The organism is Actinomadura terrae (assembly GCF_022751215.1).
In the GTDB taxonomy this organism is placed as follows: domain Bacteria; phylum Actinomycetota; class Actinomycetes; order Streptosporangiales; family Streptosporangiaceae; genus Spirillospora; species Spirillospora terrae.
Genome location: NZ_JAICDG010000001.1, coordinates 2,014,556 through 2,033,280, shown reverse-complemented (window position 1 = coordinate 2,033,280; position 18,725 = coordinate 2,014,556). Strand labels below are relative to the sequence as shown.

Sequence of the window (18,725 nt, the reverse complement as noted above, 5' to 3'; positions counted from 1 at the left end):
GGCTCACCGGCACTCCCGCGTCCGGAGGAACGCCTCCCTCGCGCGGGCGACCTCGCCGGTGATGAGGCCGCAGCAGTCGCCGTCGATGTCCTCCTCGTGGACGTTCCCGGTGAGCGGCTCGGGATGCCGCTCACCGGCGAGGCAGGCGAGATCGGCGAGGTCGGCGCTCCTGATCTCGGTGCGGCCGTCGACGACGACGGTCGCGTCCGCGGTGATGAGGTCGAGGTGGACGTCGCACCAGTAGTCGACCACGTCCAGCCGCTGCCCGTGCATGCCGAGGCCGAGGTGCACGCCCGGGTGGCGCTCGTTGATGTGGGAGTTCAGGGGGATGAACGCGGTGGTGCCGACGTTGGTGCCGAAGCCGAGCTCCCCGATCCGGTCGGCGTTCTCGACCCGCAGGCAGCGCTCCAGCAGCCGGGCCACGAGCGGGTCGGCGCAGGCGACGCCGGCGACCCGGCCGTGCTCGATGTCGACGGTCACCGGATGATCGGCGAGCCGGACGTCGTGGCCGGTGTAGGAGGTCACGTTGAAGGCACCGTCGGCGACGAGGACGCCGTTGACGTCCGCCGGGTACGTGCTGACCTCCCCCGGCGGCAGGACGAGGAACGCGCCCGGCCGCCACACGCCCCGGTTGCTGATCCACCGGTACCGCTCGGAGTCGACGGCGATCTCCAGGTCGGTGCCGCCGCCGGAGGTGACCCGCAGGCGGGAGGCGGGCATCATCCGGTTCAGCAGCGCGCCGTTGAGCGCCGACAGCAGCTCCGGCGTGACGCCCATCGAGTGGCGGAAGAACTCCGCCGAGGCGTTGATGACCCGGTAGGTCGCCCAGCGGTCCTCGGGGTAGGGGGCGAGGGCCCGGCGGAGCTGGAGCACGTGCGACATCGAGTCGCGCTCCATCGTCAGCAGCACGATCCGCGGATGCGGGGACGCGGGGTCGGGCAGCGCCGCGCGCAGCCGGGGCTCCACCGTGTCGTCGCGGCCCGCGCTCATCCCGAGCAGCGCCGGCGCGACGCCGCGGACGGCCAGCTCGGCGGCGACCCACGCGGCCGGGTCCCGCGCGTCCGCCGTGTAGAGGAGGACGACCCGGTCGTCGGCGCGGATCCGGAGGTAGTGGTCGAGCAGGGTGGACACGCCGTCCCACACGGCGGCATCGGGTTCGGCTGCCGTCATCGTCATCGCCTCCGGTGCGGGTCTCCGGGTGCCGCCCGGCGGGCGGCACCCGGGGCGGGCGGGGCGCCCGCGGTCAGCCGATGCCCCAGTCCCGTTCGTGCGGGGCGTCGATGTCGTCGCGGACGACGTCCACGCGGATGCCCTCGGTCGTGGCCAGGTTCTCCGTGCTCATCTCCGCGAGCGCGGCGCGCAGGGCCTCCGCGCGGGCCTCCTCACGCCCCTCGGTCGTCTCGGGTCTGTTCACGGTCATGCCGCACCTCGTTTCTCCGAACAATTCCACGGATCACAGAACGCTCTTTCCGGAGGGCCATTGCCGCACCCGGCAGGGCAGCCACCAGGCCGTTCCATCGAGGAGATGGACGAGCCTCATCGTGGCCAGGTCGCGCAGGACCGCGGGCGGGAGCGCGGAAACCGGGCAGCCCTCAAGCAGGTCGTCGACCGCCGCGCGATGCGCCGGGCCGTCGATGGTGATTCTGCGCAGCACACCCGAACGCCGGTCCCGCACCTGGAGGAATCCCGGCCCGCGGCGGTAGACGCATTTGAAGAAGTGGTATCCGTCCCGCCAGCCGCGGTGGGCCTCCTCGTCGCCGGCGACCTCGCCGGGCGGAAAGAGGTGGCTCAGATCCCGCCATCCCCCGGCGTCCAGGCGCACCCGCCAGTCGACGGCGATTCCATAAGCGGTCAACTCTCTTACCAGTACGAGGGTCGGGACGTCGCTCGCGCTCGACAGGTCCACCAGGTCGTCGAGCGCGACGCGGCGCACCCCGTCCTCGAAAAGGGCTTGGCTCGCCTCGGCCGCGGGACCGGAGACGGCTGTGGTCCCGGCGCACACGCCCGGCCGGTCGAGCTCCTCGTAGTCGCGCCACAGCGTCATCGCGACCGGGGGCGTCACGGCGCTCCGACCAGGTCCGCCGCGTCGCCGGCGCGCCGGTTCACCCGGCGCAGGCCCTGGCCGGCCGCGTCGACGGCGGTCAGTACGACCCGGCCGCCGTCGGCGAAGAGCATCCCGAGGCCGCGCCAGCGCGCGAGCAGGTCCGCGACGTCGTCGCCGGTGACGGCCGGGTCCAGCGCGGCGAGCTTCGCGGTCAGCGCGGCCGGACGGTGCGGCCGGTCGAGCAGGCGCAGGGCGGCCACCTCGACGGGGTCCTCGACCCGCAGTGTGGTCCAGTCGAAGGCGGGACGCCGGTTCACCAGGTCGATGTGGTCGCCGAGGTCGCACACGGTCAACCGGCTCTCCGGATAGGCCGACCGCCATTCGGCGGCGGCATCGGCGAGCCGTTCGGCGACCGCCGCCCCGATTCCGCGCGGCGGCGCCTCGAACAGGTAGCCGAGGTCGAACAGCTCCGACTCGGGCAGGTCGTAGATCATCGAGTACTGGGAATGGGGCCGCAGTTCGGCGAACCCCATCTCGGGCCGGTCGAAGTACGGGCTGAACCGCTCGATCGCGAGCCTGCCGACCATGCCGGGCGGCGGCAGGTGGTGCAGCGCGGGGAACTGCTCGATGACGGAGGTGTAGTCGTCGGCGCTCTCCCCCGGAAAACCGTAGAGGTAGTTCCACTCCACCCAGACACCGGCCGATTCGGCGTCGCGCATCATCCGGACGTTCTGGCAGCCGGTCACGCCCTTTTCCATGATGTCGAGGACGCGGCCGCTGAGGCTCTCGATGCCCGCCTGCACCCGCACGACTCCCGCGTCGGCCAGCGTGCGCACCTGGCTTCGCCGCAGATTGGACTTCACCTCGTAGAAGACGCGGAAGTCGTAGCCCTCGGCGGCGAGCGCGGGGAGCATCGACGTCAGGTACGCCATGTCGAGGATGTTGTCGACCATGAACACGTCGAGCACCTGGTGCCGCCGGGCGAGGGAGAGCAGCTCGTCGAGGAAGCGCCCCGGCGGCTTGCTGCGGAACTCCATGAACGACCCGTTCAGGCCGCAGAACGAGCAATGGTGCTTCTCGCCCCACCAGCAGCCGCGCGAGCTCTCCAGGACGAGCCGCGGGTCGGCCCACAGCCGCGCGACGGACGAGGCGTACCGCCGGAAGTAGTCGTCGTAGTCGGGGGCGACGATCTCGCTCGGCGACAGCGGGCGGGCGCTCATCGCGTTGGCGATCGAGGCTCCGTTCCCGTCCCGCCGGACGAGGCCGGGGATCGCCGCGAAGTCGCGCGCGCCAGCCAGGGCGGTGAGGAACCGGGGAAAGGCGGTCTCGCCCTCGCCTCGCAGCACGAAGTCGACGAACGGGAAGTTGCGGTGCAGCGCGGCGCCCTGCGGCCCGTCGCAGCTCGCCCCGCCGAGGATCGTCGCGGTCTCCGGCCGGAGCCGCTTGATCTGCCGGGCCGCCGCGAGCGCGGCGGCGTTCTGCTGGAACGTGGAGGTGAAGCCGACGACGTCGGGTGACGACGCGGCGACGCGTCCGGCGAGCTCCGCGACGAACGCGGGCGCCAGCTCGTGCAGCCGGTGGCACAGGGCCAGGTCGGCCTGCTCGCCGCTCGCCCGCTCGTCGAACTCGCGCCGCCGCCAGTGCGGATCGTCGTAGAGCGCCGAGGAGAAGACCCAGTCGCCGTTCCCCTCGGTGAAGGACCGCTGGGCGAAGAAGTCGTAGTCCTCCATCGCCATGTCGACGCGGTCGTGGACCCAGTCGACGAAGTCGATGTTGGCGTACAGCACCTCGACATCGGCCCCGGGGATCTGTTCCGTCACCGCGCGTTTGAGAATCCCCAGGGCCAGCGAGGGAACGTCGGTGGAGCCCCACGGCATGTTGACGAGAACTACCCGCATCGTGCTCCCCTCGGGGGTGCGGCCACGATCCCGGCGTCACGCCCATGGTCCGCCGGGCCGCCGGGCCCGGCAAGGCGCCGTCCGTAGGTGGACACGTCCGCTACGGAGAGTTACTCGCGGCCGAGCCCGGTTCGGCGTCCCCGTCCCGCGCTACAGGTCGTTGCCGGCGTGGGAGAGGTTGAAGCTCCGGTCGACCAGCGGGAGGTCGGGGACGAGCGCGCCCTCCAGCGCCACCGGCAGCGCGGGCCAGTTGAAGAACGACGGATCGACGATCTTGGTACGGGTGAGCGTGCCGCCGGGGGCGAGTTCGACCCGGTGCACGATCGTGCCGCGCCAGCCCTCCACGATCCCGACGCCGGAGGCCGGGCCGTCCGGCGGGGCGAGCGGCGGCCAGTAGACCGCCGAGCCCGGGCCCAGCCCGTAGGTCAGGTCAACGATGATCGCGATGGACGCGGCGATCTCGCGGGCCCTGATCTGGAAGCGGGCGAGTACATCACCGGTCCCTGCGGTCGGGACGGTCAGCGCCGGTCGCAGGTCGGTGAACGGGTGGTCGCGGCGGGCGTCGGCGTCCAGGCCGCTGGCGCGGGCCACGTAGCCGAGGGCGCCGAGGTCGCGCGCGGCGCCGGCGGCCAGCGGCGCGGTGCCGGTGAGCCGGTCGGCGACCGCGGTGCGGCCGAGCGCCAGGTCGGCGAGTTCGGCGAGATCCGCGCCGACGGCCGCGAGCGTCCCCGGGTCGGGGAGCGCGCGCAGCAGCACGCCGCCGAGCCGGACGCCGCCGCGCAGCAGCCGGTGCCCGGTGATCCGCGCGTTGAGCCGCAGCAGCTGCTCCCGGACGCGGCCGAACCGCGCGCTCAGGACCTGGTCGCCGATCTCGTCGCACAGCGCGCCGAGGTCGGTGACGTGGTTGTAGAGCCGTTCGAGCTCCAGCAGGAGCGCCCGCGCGCGCTGGGTGCCCGGCGCGACGCGCACCCCGGCGGCCTCCTCGACGGCCAGGCAGAACGCCAGCGTGTGCCCGACGGCGGTGTCGCCGCTGACGCGCTCGGCGAGCGGCACGACGGCGGCGGGATCGCGGCCCTGGAACAGCCTCTCGATCCCCTTGTGGACGAACCCCGGCCGGGCCTCCACCTTGCGGATGCTCTCCCCGGCGACACAGAAGCCGAAATGCCCGGGTCCGGTGAGCCCGGCGGGCACGGGCCCGGCCGGGACCTCGGGGTCGCCGAACTCGGGCGGCGACCCGGCGTCCTCCCGCATCGGGTACCAGCCGCTCGGCCAGTGGCGGTGGCGGACCAGCGTCCCGGGCTGCGGATGGTCGCGCGGGACGATGCCGTACAGGTCGTGCATCTCGCGCTCGAACCGGCCCGCCGGGACGCTGGCGCGGGCCAGGCTCGGCACCACCGGCGCGTCGGGGTCGAGCCGGACGTGCAGCTCCGTGCGGCGGTCGGGCCCGGTCCGGGTGAACAGGTACACCACCCGCAGCGCGTCCGGGTCCTGGTGGGCGGCGACCAGCGCCAGGCGGGCGCCCCTTCGAGCAGGGCGGCGGCCCGTCCGGGGAGCGCGTCGGCGCTGATATCGGCTCTGTCCTCAGGGTTCATCGGTGCGCTCCAAGGGCGGCGCCGCCGTGGGCGCGGCGCCCGTCGGGCTCATCGGCCGGTGAGCCCCCGCAGCGCGGCCACGATCGCCTCCGGTTCCGGCGGGCAGCCGGGCACCTCGACGTCCACCGGGACGACGTCGCCCACGGCACCGGCCACCCCGTACGCCTCGGCGAACACACCGCGGTCGCGGGCGCAGTCCCCGAGCGCCACCACGACCTTCGGCTCGGGCACGGCCTCGTACGCCCGGCGCAGCGCCGCCTCCATGTTGCGGGTCACGGGCCCGGTCACCAGCAGCGCGTCGGCGTGCTCGGGCGAGGCCGCCTGCCGCACCCCGTAGCGCCCGGCGTCGTAGACGGGGCCGAACGCCGAGGCGATCTCCACCTCGCACCCGTTGCACGAGCCCGCGTCCACGTGCCGGACGCGCACCGACGCGTCGAGCGCGCGGGCGCACGGCGGCGCCGCGGCCGCGCGGGGGGCGGGCGGTGCCTCCGCGCCCCGGCCGGTCCTCCGGATTCTGCGCAGCAGATCTTTCACGCTGTTCCTCAGTGAGAGATAGGGCGCCGTGGGAGACGGCCCCGACCCGCAGGAGGGATACCGCCCTGCGCAATTGCCAAGGTTAGCAATTCGCTATAAGTCGGGCGCGAAGGGGTCCTCGGTTTCGTGCGTAGGGATTCCCCTAGGAGCGGTGGGGCCCCTCGGCGGTGACGCCGGAGGCGCGCAGGTCGTCCAACAGCTCGGCCTGCCCCGACAGCACGCCGGTCAGGATGGCGCGCGCGACCGCCAGCAGTTCCGCGACGCGGGGGCTGGTGAGCGAGTAGATGACGGTCGCGCCCTCCTTGCGGGCGGCGACGAGCCCGGCGCGGCGCAGCACGGCGAGCTGCTGGGACAGGTGCGCGGGCTCGATCCCCACCTCGGGGATCATCTCGGCCACCGCGTGGTCGCGCTCGCTGAGCAGCTCCAGCACGCGGATCCGGGCCGGGTGCCCGAGCGTCTTGAAGAACTCCGCCTTCAGCTGGTAGAGCGGCGCGCTCACGGTTCCCGGTCCCCCTTCGTCACTCCCGCGCCGGGCGCGGGCGTCCGACTCCCCCAGGAGGCTGTCCGCAATCGGTAGTCGCCAACTTTAGCAAGCAGGTGACCCACGGAATCGGCCACGGCTTCGCCCCGAATTCGCCTTCGGCGCTACGGGGTCAGCGTCAGGTAGGCGTGGGCGCGGAGCGTGCCCGCCGTCCCGTCCCCGACCGAGACCCGTATCCGATCGCACCGGGCGGGCACCTCGGAATCGCGTGGAAGATGCCGGACGAGCAGGCGCCCGACCCCGGTGAGAAGCCCGTCCATGACCGCCTCTGCGAGGAGGTGGTTGACGTTGACGAGGTAGTCCTCGACCGACAGGTCGGCCACGGGGACGTCCAGGCGCGCGACCCCGTCCCCTTCGCCGATCGGGAGCTCCTCCTCGGCCGGGCCGACGATGCCGACCGGACCGCGGAAGGGCCTGAGCAGCCGCCGCAACCCCTCGCGTTCCGTCATGGGGGCGGGGTCGTACCAGGCGATGGACCCGTCGCCGGACAGGTGGTCGCAGGGGTGGCGCCCGGCGAGGTTGCCGGGGTCGCCCGCGAGGAAGATCGTCCTGCTGTAGCTCGCGTACCAGGCGGCGCGCCGGGCCGGGGGCAGCCCGCGGGCGAAGGCGACCGCCGAACCGAGGAACGCGCGCGGGGTGAACTCCCGCAGGACGGCGACGGCGGCCGTGCGCGGCAGCGGCCCGCGCAGCTCGCGCGACGCGAGGCGGACGCGTTCCATGCGGGCGTCCCATGCCGCGCCGAGCACCTCCCGCGACGGCCCGGTCATCGCGCCCCGGCGGTGACGAGCCGCGCGATCTCGGCGGCGACGTCCCCCGGCGGGCGGGCGCCGACCTGGATCCGGTGGAGCGCCACCGCGCCGAATGCGGGCAGCGCCCGGTCGTACCCGTCGCGGAGCCGGATGAGCCGGTCGGGGCGTTCGTGCTGCTCGGCGCGGCGGTCGCGGGCGCCGATCCGGTCGGCGGCCGTCTCGACCGCGACGTCGAGCAGGACGGCGATGTCGGGCAGGCCGGTCCCGAACCGCACTCGGAACTCGGCGATCTGCTCGGCCGCCGGACGGCCCGCCAGCGCGACCAGCTCGCCGGCGAGCGTCTCCAGCTTCGGCGCGGGCCGCGCGGACCGGCGTCCGAGCGCCTCGCACCAGGCGGCCGCGGCCTCGACGGACTCGGCGGGCAGCGCGGCCAGCTTCGCGCGGACGGCGTCCGCGCGCCCGGGCCCGGCCGCCCGCACGATCGCGCTCCGGTACAGCGGCAGGTAGGCGAGCGCGTCGATGACGGGGTGGCGCTCGCTGACGACGACGTCCACCCCGAGCTCGCGGGTGACGAACCGCTCGCCGACCCCGTAGGTGCACATCTGGAGGTAGAGGACGGCCAGCTTCAGCTCCGGGCTGCCGAGCCGGTCGGCCTCCTTCGACAGGACGTCGAGGTGCCGCGACAGCTCGTGCAGCGGCGCGTCGGGGTTCTCGTGGGGGCGCACACACGACAGCACGGCGTGCCGCCCGCCGACGAGAGCCCGCTCGGCGAGGCACCGGGCGACCGTGCTCTTGCCCGAGCCGTCGATGCCGAGGATCGCCAGCCGCAGCGGATTGGGACGGTCAGTCGGCACGGCCCGCCTCCTCCACGGCGTCCTCGATCTCGATCAGGCGCAGGGTGGTCGGGACGACGTGCCGCAGGAACGGCAGCTCGCGGTGGGTGTGCACCATCAGGTACATCTGGAGCCGCGTGAGGGCGAAGTCCCACAGGGCGAGGCGGTACCCGTCCCGCCAGGCGCCCGGGTCGATCCCGGCCCCGACGGCCTCCCGGTGCAGGTCGAGGTAGGCGGTCACGTCCGCCTCCGTCGCCTCCGGGGAGAGCACGAACGCGAGGAGCTCGGCCAGGTCGCGCTGCGGGACGTGGAGCGTCGCGAGCTCCCAGTCGTAGGCGACCAGGCTCAGGTCGGCGGCGCGCAGGGCGATGTTGCGCGGGTTGAAGTCGTTGTGGACGAGCGTGCGCGGCATCGCCTCCATCCGGCGCCACCAGTCCGGCAGCCCGTCCAGGACGTCCTCCAGCCGTCGCGCGGCGCAGGCGTCCAGCAGGTCGGGGTGCTCGGCGGCGCTGTGCTCCAGGTGCGCCGACCACAGCTCCCGCATGGCCGTCATGCTCTCGGCCGTCCGGGCGGCGCCGAGCCAGCCGCGGACCTCCTCGTCCCGGCCGAGCCAGGCCGCGTGCACGGCCGCGATGCCCCGGAGGGCTGCGGCGACGTGCCGCGGGCGCCACGCCTCCGGTTCGTCGGCGGTGTCCTTGAGGATCACGCCGGTGCCGAGCCGCTCCATCACGATCACGTGGGCCTCGCGGGCGGGGTCCTCGAAGACGCCGTAGGTCTCGGGCAGGACGGCGCGCAGCGCGGGATCGGCCGACCGGTAGACGGCGGGCTCCCGGGTGTGCACGCCGCCGAACCCGGTCGCGTCGCGCCAGCGGGGGTAGACCTCGGCGAGGCGGCCGCCGCACAGCGAGGCCAGCTTCGCCGCCTCGATGACCACCTCCTGGTCGAGCGGCTTGACCTTGACGACCAGGTCCGTCTGCTTGGGGTCCGCGCCGTCCCGGCGGACCCAGGTGACGCGGAACGGGAACACCCCCGTCGTCTTGCGCCGCTCCCCGCGCGAGGTCAACTCGGTGATGAGGCTCGACCGGGGCGCGTCCTCGATCGGGGCGACGGCGGTCACCTCCAGCTCCGGCGCGTCGAGCGACCCGGCGAGCATCGGCCGCAGCAGCGCCGGGCCGAGGTCCCGCGGGCGCAGCCAGTCCACCCGGCGGCCGCGCCCGAGCCGCTCGTGCGCGTCGGCGAACTGCCCGCTGGTGATCGCGGCCATCGTCGACAGGTTCAGCGCGAGCGCGAACCCGCAGGTGATCTCCGCGAAGCGGGCGGCGCCGCCCTCGCCGGTGCAGCCGAGCGCCTCCAGGCAGTCGCGCTGCGGCGCGAGGCCGGTGCCGCCGCCGACCGCGCCGGTGACGAGGCTCGGCAGCACGAGCGTCGCGCGCAGCTCGCCGCCGGAGACGTCCACCGAGAACAGCCCGGCACCGGACTCGTGCACGCAGGCGATGTCCTGCCCGGTCGCGACGAACAGCGCCGCGATGACGTTGGCGGCGTCGATGTCGTGCCCGGCCATGCCCGCCTGCTGCGCGGCGACCACGCTGATCCGGTACAGCCGGTCGATGGCGCCCGGCGTGGTCTTCAGGACGCGGCGGACCGTCGCCTCGTCCAGCACGCACTCGGCCACGACGCGGGTGCCGCGTCCGGCGATCATGTTGAGCCGGGTGAACTTCTTGTCGCCGCTCAGGTTCGCCTCGATCGCCGACCACACCGGCAGGGGCACCGACCCGGCCGCCAGCTGCTCGTGGATCCACCGGCAGGCCCGCCAGGTCGCGACCGTCGTCATGTTCTGCCCGGCGGCGTCGGCCGTCTCGTACACGAACCGCAGGTGGACGGACCGGCCGAGCTGCACCGGGTCCAGCTCGACCAGCCGCGAGTGCGCCGAAACCGCCGCGATCTGCCGGTCGAGCGCGTCCTTGTGGCCGACGACCCAGTGGGCGAACTCGGCCGCCTCGCCGAGGCCCGCGAACTCGAACACCGGCGCCCGGGTCATCCGCTGCGAGATGACCCGGCTCGCCACCCCGCCCGCCAGTGTGATCGCCTTGGCGCCGCGCGACACCGAGGCGACCATCGCGCCCTCGGTGGTGGCGAGCGGGGCGGTGACCATGCCGCGCGCCCGCTGGCCGTCGAACAGCAGCGGCCCGGCGAGGCCGATCGGGATCTCGATGCCGCCGACGAAGTTCTCCACGTTGCCGGTCAGCGTGCGGGGGTCGATCGTGGAGGTCTCCAGCGAGCCCAGCGGGGCGCCCGTCGTCCTCCGCAGCCACTCCAGCCGAGCCCGCCGCGCCTCCTCGGTGTACTCGCCGCGGCCCGGAAGGGCAGGGTAGTCAATGGCGCCGGGGTCGATGGTCTCAGTCATGGGTCACGCTTCCCTCGTCCTGGGTGCCCGGGGCGGCGGTCACCCGCGCCCAGACCCCGGGGTCGTCCTGGAACACCCGGTCCTTCACGCGCGGCGGCCGCTCCCCGGCCTGGACGCGGCGCCGCCACTCCCGCCAGAACCCCTCGGGATCCACCGCCCTGACCAGCGGCGACGCGAGTGCATGCGCGTCCCGGGCGGCGGCGTAGGCGGGCGCCTCCGCGCGCAGGGCCCGATCGAGGGCCGCGCCGAACGCCGCCACGTCCCGCTCCGCCGGGGGCTCCCGGAAGGCGACCGCGACCTCGTGCCGTGGCGGGGTCGCGGCGTCGGGCCTGCACAGGACGTTGCGGACGCCCAGCCCCGTCGCCTCGGACGCCGCCGCCAGCGCGCGGAGCACCTGCGACTCCCGCAGCCGCTCCCCCGCGACCGAGAGCAGCCCCTTGCGGCACGAGTACTCCACGACCGGGGTCGCCTCGACGAATCCCGTCACCTTCACGATGTCGCGGACCGCGCATCGGTAGAGCCCGCCGAGGTGGGTGAGGACCACGTGGTATTCGCGCCCCTCCTCCAATTCGTGCGCCAGCAGCGTGGGGCTTCGCGGGGCGATGTCCTCCTCGGCCGGGACGAACTCGTAGAAGCAACTCGTCACGACCAGGGGTCCGCCCGCCGGACGGTCGTCCACCGGGACGGCGAGCGGCCCTTCCGACGACCCGATCGGCGCGGGAAGCACCCGCACGCGCGGGCCGTAATCGTCGAGGAGGCCGGGCAGGTAGAGCCGGGAGAGATAGGTGTTCCAGGTCAGGAGGAGTTCCAGCCGGGGCCAGACGTCCACCGGGCGGAGCCCGCCGTTACGCTCGGCGACGTTGTGCAGTTCGTCGGCCCGCTCCGGATTCGGCTCCCGGAACGGGGTGCCGCCGAGCGTTCCGTCCCTGATCTCCGCGACCATCCGGGGCCACCACTGCCTCAGCTGCCAGGGCAGCGCGGCCGCGATGGCGGGATTCACCGCGATCACGCCGAGGACGTCGTGCTCGGCGGCGATCCTGAGCCGGAGATACGTCCGCTCCCACGGCCCGGCGTCGTCGAACCCGCCGGGCAGCTCGCTCCACGGCGCGCGGTTCCCGAGGCCGACGGCGAGCTCCTCGCCGACCTTCCCGTAGTCGAGCTGGCTGGGGCCGAGATGGGGGCGGCCGCCGCTCGTCCGCCCGGTCTTGGAATGGGGGTCCTGCCAGAGGTTGAGGATGGCGTCGTCGCGGGCGAGCAGGCCGGGATGCAGGTCGACCAGCCGGGAGAAACCGGCGAAGTAGAACGGCAGGAAACTGCGCCGGAGGAAGCCGGTGGTCACCGGGATCATCTTCTCCGCGCCGGTCGTGCCGCTGCTGGAGAAGAACGCGATCGGCTCCTCCGCCGTCAGCACCTGGCCTTCTCCCGCGTTCACCCGCTCCAGCCACGGCTCGAACTCCTCGTGCCCGCGAATGGGCACCGCTTTCCGGTAACCGTCGGCGTCGCCGACGCCGGACAGGCCGTGCTCGCGTCCGAAAGCGGTGGCCGAGTTCGCCGCGAGGATCTCTTCGAGCACCGTTTTCTGCGCAGCCCGCGGATCTGCCAGGGATTGGCGCACCATGCGGTGCTCCTGGCGGACTCGGCGCCGATAGGCGTCGGTGGTCGCGGCGCGGCCGCGGTCAGTGGACATCGGCGTTTCCCATTCTGCTCGGGTGGGTCACAGGTAGACCGCCTCCAGCAGCGCACGCGCCGCCTTAGGCGTCCGACCTGCGAAAAGGCCGTCGGTGAGCCGGTAGGGGTCGGCCCATCCCGACGGTCTGACGGAGTCGAGGAGCCGCGACGCGTGATCCGGGGAGTCCTCGTCGCCCGCGTCGCGCAGCATCCGCTCGGCGCGCAGCAGCGCCCGGCGCAGCAGCGCGGGCCGGAACGGCTCACCCGACGTCCGTTTCAGCATCGCTATGAAATACAGCCGCATTCCCAGGCGGTACGCGGCGGGGCCGAACTCCCCGAGGCACAGTTCCGAAAGCCGCCCGATGGTGACCTCGTCCCACCCGCCGTACCGGCTCGACCGGAGAGCGCCGCCGATGGGAACGCGCCCCAGCGGGAGCTTCGACGGGCGCGCTCCGAGCGCGCTCGCGATCCGCCCGACGAGCGCGTAGTCGTGCGCGAGATCCTCGTCGTAGACGAACAGGATCTGGCGGCCGTCGCTGATCCTGGGCAGCAGGTCGCGCAGGATCACCAGCAGGTAGTTGGCGTGGCCGTCGGCGCCGATGACCTTGCGCAGCGGCATTCCCCACCGGGTGCCGTCCATATACACGGGGCCGCCGTACCGCCGGTGGTCCAGGCACAGCCGGTGCCGGACGAGCCGCTCCACGGTCTCCTCCGTGGAAAGAGTCAGCGGCCGGTCCACGAGAAGTCCGGGGTCGCGGACCCCGAGCAGGTCGAGATGGCGTTTCCAGGCGACCGACATCGCCCGCGTGGCCGGATGGACCCATCCGTCGTGCTCGACCTTGTCGATGTAGTGGCGCAGTTCGTCCAGCGGGCGGGCGTCACCCGACGAATGGAAGCGGACGTACAGCCGTCCCAGGTCGTCGGGCGGGACGGAGTCGAAGTCGAGCGTGCCGTGGCGGCGGTCGAGATGGTCCCAGAACTGGATCGTCTGCCCGGTCAGGTTCGGCGTGCGCGGGCTCCAGTGGTACTCCGGATCCGCCACGAGCCGGGTGGCCCGGAACAGCACGTCGACCCACAGGAATCCCTTGACGTGCGTCGGCAGCAACGGCTTCGTGGCGGTAATCGTGACCGGCAGGATCAGCGGACGTTCCGTCGTTTCCGCCGAAGCCTTTCCATGCCCCATTAGGGGGCTGTCGGCCGTCGGCGCCCGCACGGCACGACGCCGCGCACAATACGAGAAACAGTCCCCACGAATCCCCCCAGACCCCCTTGCCCGCGCGGTTCACCACCGGCGCGGACCAACGCGCCGCGGGCGTTCGTCGAAACCCGACGGCCCGTGACCCGCTGATCCTAAACTAGGTCTTGTCGGGTAACGACGACCAAAGGGGCGAAGGCGGCCGAACCTGGACGTACTACTTCAGGACAGGCAACCTCTTTTGGGACAAATCACCTTAAATCAGGTGAGTCCGTCCGGGTCGGCGCGCCCGAGGAGTCGACAGCGGCGGTCCGCGAGCGGGCTTCAGGCGGGCCGGACCCTCCGTGGCGCGTGGCAGCCGCATCCGACGGCCGCCGCCGGGAGCGCGCCCGGCGGTTCCTGCGCCGCCCGCTCGACGTCCGCCAGCATGCGGTGGCGTTCGTCGGACGTGATGAGCCGCCCCCCGGCGAGCACGGCGTGGATCCTGGTCGTGTTGGTGATGTCGGCGAGCGGGTCGGCGTCCAGGACGACGAGGTCGGCGAGCTTGCCCGGGTGGACCGACCCGAGCGAGTCCTGCGCCCCGAGGAAGCGGGCCGGGCCGAGCGTGGCCGCTCCGATCGCGTCCAGCGGCGAGAGTCCCGCCCGGACGAGCAGCGCCAGTTCCTCGTGAAGGCTGAACCCCGGGTAGGCGAAGATGAACCCCGCCTCGCTGCCCGCCAGCACCTCGACGCCCGCGTCCCGCATCGCGCCCACGAAGCGCGACCTGCGCTCGAACAGCTCGTGCTGCTGCGCGATCTCGTCCGGGCCGCGTCCCGGCAGGTAGATGTTCTCGACCGCCCACCGCCACCACTCCCGGTCCTCGGCCGGGACGTACCGGAGCCGCTCGTCGGTCATCGACAGCTGCTCGGGGCGGTCCACGATCAGGTGCATGGAGAGGGTCGGCGTGACCCAGGTGCGGTGCCGCCTCAGGCGGGCGAACACCTCGGCGGCCCGGTCGCGGCTGTAGGCGCCGGACGCCAGCCACTCCACCCGGTGGAACTGCCGGAACCACCCCGCGTACCCGCCCGGTTCGATCGCGATGGCGTCGAGCATCCGGCGCACCTCCCCGCCGCGGCTCGACGTGGCGCACCACAGCGTGTGAACGTGCTCGATGCTGCGCTGCCCGGCGCGGGCGGCCAGCGGGACCGGCACGCCGTCGGGGCAGTGCCCGGCGAAGGCGATCCGCTGCCGCCGCGCCTCGTCGGCGAGGGCGAGGTAGGCGTCCCGAGGCACCCGCGAGTACACCTTCACGAAGTCGGCGCCCCCGGCCTTCGCCCGCCGCACCGCGCGCCGGGCCCCGGCCGGGTCGGTGACCAGGACGGCCCCGCCCGGATCGTCCGGATCGGACAGCAGCGACGGGGAGCCGTCGACGATCTCACTGGCGATCGTCCAGCGCGGGCCGAGGAGGCGGCCGCGCCCGATCGCGTCCCGCCAGCCGGAGACGACCGCCGAACCGGCCATCTCGCGTACCGAGGTGACGCCGTTGGCGAGGTAGAGCGGCGGGGAGATCCGCTCGGTCCCGATGCTGTGCGCGTGCATCTCCGCCAGCCCCGGAATCAGGTACTTGCCGGTGAGCGGCACGACCGTCGTCCCCGGCGGCACGGGCACGTCGTCGCGCCGCCCCACCGCCGCGATCCGGTCCCCCGCGATCAGCACGGTCATGCCCGGACGCGGCCGGGGCCGGGTCGCGTCGATCACGGTGACACCGGTCAGGGCCAGCGACGGCCCCCGCGCGGCACCGGCGGGCCGGGCGCCGGCGAGCAGGGCCGCACCGGACGCCGCGCCCCCGACCAGGACATGGCGCCGGGAGATGTGTTTCGTCATGGCAGAGCCCCCTGCGAATGGCGGCGGCCGTCCAGCGGGCCGCCGGACCCGAAACGTAACTCCGTCTAAGACAAATTTCAAGACGTTTGTCTTAGACGCTGATATCATCAGGGCATGGGAAACCGCGAGAAGCTGCTGAAGGCCGCCCGGGACTGCCTGTACGAGAAGGGCTACCGCCGGACGACCGCCCGCGACCTCACGACGGCGGCGGGGACGAGCCTCGCCGCCATCGGCTACCACTTCGGGTCGACCGAGGCGCTGCTCAACGCCGCCCTCCACGAGGCGGTGCAGGAGTGGGGCGACCGGCTCGACCGGGCGCTCGCGGCCGGGATCGACCCCGGCGCGGAGCCCGCGGAGCGGTTCGCGGCGGTCTGGTCGCGGATCATCGAGTCCTTCGGCGCGGACCGCCCGCTCTGGGCGGCCCAGGCCGAACTGCTCGTCCAGGCCCAGCACGTCGCCGAGCTGCGCGAACCGCTCGTCGCGAGCATGGCGGAGGGACGGCGCGGGCTGGCCGAGGTCTTCCAGCCGTCCGGGACGGGCGAGCGGGAGGCGCGGCTGGTCGGCTCCCTCGTCCAGGCGCTGCTGACCGGCCTGATGACGCGGTGGCTGATCGACCCCGAGGAGGCGCTCTCCGGGGACGAGCTCACCGAGGCCCTCCGCCTCCTCGCCTCGGAACTCGGCTAGCGCGAGCCCGGTCAGTGCTGGGTCGGGGTCGCGCTGCGGGTGAGGTCGTGGATCGCCTCGCTCATCGTGACCGGGTCGACCTCGCCGAGCGGCACCGCGTCCAGGGGCGCGGTGGCCGGGAGGGGGCCCGCCCACAGGGTCTTGATCTCCTGCTCCTCACCCTCCCCGTACATGTAGTAGCCGAGGCCGGGCGTCAGGTTCGCCACGACGTAGAGTCCGGCGGGGTCGCGCCGGGCGAGCCAGCGGCCCACGAACTCGCCGTCGGCGTTCACCGATTCCCAGCGTCCCTCGGAATGCCCCTTGGCCTTGCCGTAGGGCATCACGAGTCCCTCGACCCGCGTGAGCCGGTGGGCGGTGCGCTCGCCGGGGGTCAGCCGGTGGACGGGCCGTCCGAGCTGCTCGAACGGTTGCAGGATCTCGTAGTCGGCGAACAGTTCGGCCCAGCCGTCGAGGTCGCCGTCCAGCAGGAGCGGGTGGGCGACGGCGACGCGGGCGTGGGGCGCTGGCGTGCACGGGTCGTCGTTGACGTCGGCGTAGGTGTGGTCCTCGGCGACGCGGAAGGCGGTGTCCCCGCCGGTGTCCCCGACCGTGGTCCACACCAGCCGGCGGACGATGTGCCCCAGCAGCGGATGGCCCAACAGCAAGGCGCGGAAGTCGGCCTGCGTCCAGCTCCGCCGGGTGACCATGGCGCGTTCGAGCCGCCTGATCTCCTGGGCGGCGATCGTCCGCACGTCCTTCTTGAGGCCGGTGAACAGGGCGTGCGCGGCGGGCGCGCGGGCCGGGTCGTCCTTTGGTCCGGGCTTGGGGGCGCTCTTGCGGATCTTGCCGCTCGGCTCCACGACCAGCGGGGCGAGCTGCTGGTCGAACGTCACGGTGAACCGGCGCGGGCCGTAGTCGAGGACGAGCGTGCCCTGGGCGTCGAGGCCGAAGTCGGGGACGGCGCGGTCGGCGAGGGCGTCCAGCGACATGCCGCGCGCGGCGGCGATCTCGTCGATCTTCTGGGCGGCCCGCTTCTTCACGCCCTTGTACTTGCCGTGGCGGGTCAGGTCGAACAGGTGGGTGAGCGCGACGTCGGAGCCGATCGCGGCGATGGCGTCCATCGCGGCGTTGGCCCGGGCGGTCGCGCTCTCGCCGGGCCAGACCCTGATGAGCGGGCTGAGCCGCCGCACGGTCGTGTCGTCGCCGATCAGGCCGAGCTGCGCCAGCGCCCAGTTGTGCCGGGACGGGGCGCCGAGCGCGTACCAGCGCTCGAACACCGCCCACGAGAACTCGGCCAGCGAGTGCCGGTCGCAGAACTCGCGGACGGCCGCGACCTCGGGGGACTTCGCGGCGAGCAGGCCCAGCAGGCGCATGGTCGCGTTCACGGGCAGCGCCCGGTCGCCGCCGCGGGTGAGGATGCGCGGGAGCAGCCCGGGATCGGCCCAGTCGACCTTCGCGCTGCGCCCCGGCCTGCCCGCGAGGGCGCTCGGCAGGCCCGGCAGGTCGCGCCCGTCGGGGACGGCCGGGCGCGGCAGCAGCGCCCGCGCCGGGCCCGCGGGCACCGCCTCGGCCACGTCGGGATGGGTGTACAGCAGCTCACGCACCAGACCGGCCGCCCGGAGGCCCCGAGTGGTGCCTTCCTCGACCAGCGGCGCCAGCGCCCGGACCGCGAGCGCCGGATACCGCTCGGCCGCCTCCCACAGGGCGCCGGAGACGCCCGGGTCCCCCATGTGGTCGAGCAGGAGCGGGAAGACGTCCTGGTCGGGGATCCGCACGAGCGCCTTCAGCAGGACCTCGCGCCTGTCGTCGTCGCGGTGGCTGTAGCGGAAGACTCTGGCGAGCAGCGGAAGGGCGTCCGCGCCCAGCCCGTCGAGCAGCGTCCCGACCACGGCGGGCGTCGCCCACACGTGGTCGACCCGCCGCACCTGCGCGGCGCTGGACACCGAGAGGGCCACGTGATCGTGGTCGAGGAACGAGCCGGAGGGATCGTCGAGCGACTCGTCCATCCAGGCCGTCTCGGTCGGGACGAGGTAGGAGGCGACGCGGCGCCTCATGGGATCGCCCCGGTGCGCCGCGAGCCGCGCGACGGTCTCCCGGTACTCCTCCTCGGGCGCCGCCGCGAGCAGGGTGCGGAGCCGCTTGACGACGGCGTCCGCGTTCAGCCAGCGTCCCGAGAAGAAGCGGTCCTCGGCGGTCGGCCGCCGGATCTCGCCGCGCCACCCCTTGGGCCCCTCGCCGCTGTAGGCGTACACCCGAATGACGCCGTCGGCGTCGGGGACCGCCGGGCGCGGCACCGGGCCGAGTTCGATGGCGGACGCCTCCGTCGTCGCGCAACCGGCGAAGGGGAGACCGTGGTCGATCACCCAGCCGGCCAGGATGTCGGGGGCGGCCTCGCTCTCGCTGGAGAACCCCGCGCCCTCGACGTGCCGCACCACGATCGCCGCGACCGCCGCCGCGCCCACCGGGTCGGGCTCGCCGTCCAGGTAGGCCCGGACGGCCTTGCCCAGCTCGGGCGGGGTGCGCTCGTGCTCCGCCATGTCCTCGGCGATCGGCCGCGCCGCGCGCTCCCGCTCACGGGCCCTGCGCGCGGCCTCCTCGTCCAGCACGACCTTCGGCCCGGCGATGCCGCCGCGCCTCGGGTGGATGTGCTCACGCCACTCGACCGGGATCTCTACCGTCTCGACCATGGCCCCGGACGCTAACGACCCCCGCCGACATTTCGCACAGGGATCTTGGTAGAG

15 protein-coding genes are annotated in these 18,725 nt (G+C 73.7%); 1 reads left to right on the top strand and 14 read right to left on the bottom strand.

The window, feature by feature from the left end; all coding sequences use genetic code 11:
- Positions 1-3 precede the first annotated feature (3 nt).
- The 13 genes from K2F47_RS09070 to K2F47_RS09010 all read right to left on the bottom strand — a co-directional run bounded on the left by K2F47_RS09070 (position 4) and on the right by K2F47_RS09010 (position 15,321).
- Entirely contained in the window at positions 4-1,170 is a 1,167-nt protein-coding gene (locus K2F47_RS09070; RefSeq protein WP_242902311.1) for a 2,5-dihydroxypyridine 5,6-dioxygenase NicX family protein, read from the bottom strand.
- 73 nt (positions 1,171-1,243) lie between these two features.
- The gene (locus tag K2F47_RS09065; protein WP_242902310.1) at positions 1,244-1,420 is read right to left on the bottom strand and encodes a hypothetical protein; all 177 of its coding nucleotides are present in this window, start codon (positions 1,418-1,420) and stop codon (positions 1,244-1,246) included.
- A gap of 33 nt (positions 1,421-1,453) precedes the next feature.
- Positions 1,454-2,062, bottom strand: coding sequence for a DUF5825 family protein (locus K2F47_RS09060; RefSeq protein ID WP_242902309.1), 609 nt, complete (start codon positions 2,060-2,062; stop codon positions 1,454-1,456).
- Positions 2,059-3,942 (bottom strand): RiPP maturation radical SAM C-methyltransferase, encoded by a 1,884-nt coding sequence (locus tag K2F47_RS09055; protein ID WP_242902308.1) that lies wholly within the window; start codon positions 3,940-3,942, stop codon positions 2,059-2,061. The genes K2F47_RS09060 and K2F47_RS09055 overlap by 4 nt, the downstream gene beginning before the upstream one ends.
- Positions 3,943-4,092: 150 nt before the next feature.
- Positions 4,093-5,409, bottom strand: a complete 1,317-nt coding sequence (locus K2F47_RS09050; RefSeq protein ID WP_242902307.1) for a hydrogenase large subunit — start codon at positions 5,407-5,409, stop codon at positions 4,093-4,095.
- 173 nt (positions 5,410-5,582) lie between these two features.
- The gene (locus tag K2F47_RS09045; protein ID WP_242902306.1) at positions 5,583-6,068 is read right to left on the bottom strand and encodes an NADH-quinone oxidoreductase subunit B family protein; all 486 of its coding nucleotides are present in this window, start codon (positions 6,066-6,068) and stop codon (positions 5,583-5,585) included.
- A 142-nt stretch (positions 6,069-6,210) separates the two neighbouring features.
- Positions 6,211-6,567, bottom strand: a complete 357-nt coding sequence (locus tag K2F47_RS09040) for an ArsR/SmtB family transcription factor (RefSeq protein ID WP_242902305.1) — start codon at positions 6,565-6,567, stop codon at positions 6,211-6,213.
- A 146-nt stretch (positions 6,568-6,713) separates the two neighbouring features.
- Positions 6,714-7,376, bottom strand: coding sequence for a DUF6182 family protein (locus K2F47_RS09035; protein ID WP_242902304.1), 663 nt, complete (start codon positions 7,374-7,376; stop codon positions 6,714-6,716).
- Positions 7,373-8,212 (bottom strand): hypothetical protein, encoded by an 840-nt coding sequence (locus K2F47_RS09030; protein WP_242902303.1) that lies wholly within the window; start codon positions 8,210-8,212, stop codon positions 7,373-7,375. The genes K2F47_RS09035 and K2F47_RS09030 overlap by 4 nt, the downstream gene beginning before the upstream one ends.
- Complete coding sequence (locus tag K2F47_RS09025; protein WP_242902302.1) at positions 8,202-10,595, bottom strand: hydroxymethylglutaryl-coenzyme A reductase family protein; 2,394 nt, start codon at positions 10,593-10,595, stop codon at positions 8,202-8,204. Before K2F47_RS09025 ends, K2F47_RS09030 begins: the two co-directional genes overlap by 11 nt.
- Positions 10,588-12,282, bottom strand: coding sequence for a GH3 auxin-responsive promoter family protein (locus K2F47_RS09020; protein ID WP_242902301.1), 1,695 nt, complete (start codon positions 12,280-12,282; stop codon positions 10,588-10,590). The genes K2F47_RS09025 and K2F47_RS09020 overlap by 8 nt, the downstream gene beginning before the upstream one ends.
- Positions 12,283-12,309: 27 nt before the next feature.
- Positions 12,310-13,446, bottom strand: coding sequence for a hypothetical protein (locus K2F47_RS09015; RefSeq protein ID WP_242902300.1), 1,137 nt, complete (start codon positions 13,444-13,446; stop codon positions 12,310-12,312).
- A 336-nt stretch (positions 13,447-13,782) separates the two neighbouring features.
- A complete protein-coding gene (locus tag K2F47_RS09010) occupies positions 13,783-15,321 on the bottom strand; it encodes an amidohydrolase family protein (RefSeq protein WP_242902299.1) in 1,539 nt (512 codons plus the stop codon).
- Between the two features lie 114 nt (positions 15,322-15,435).
- Between K2F47_RS09010 and K2F47_RS09005 the strand changes: the two genes are divergently transcribed.
- Positions 15,436-16,005 (top strand): TetR/AcrR family transcriptional regulator, encoded by a 570-nt coding sequence (locus K2F47_RS09005; protein WP_242902298.1) that lies wholly within the window; start codon positions 15,436-15,438, stop codon positions 16,003-16,005.
- 11 nt (positions 16,006-16,016) lie between these two features.
- On the opposite strand, the gene K2F47_RS09000 is transcribed toward K2F47_RS09005, so the two are convergent.
- Complete coding sequence (locus K2F47_RS09000) at positions 16,017-18,671, bottom strand: DUF4132 domain-containing protein (RefSeq protein WP_242902297.1); 2,655 nt, start codon at positions 18,669-18,671, stop codon at positions 16,017-16,019.
- Positions 18,672-18,725: the final 54 nt, after the last annotated feature.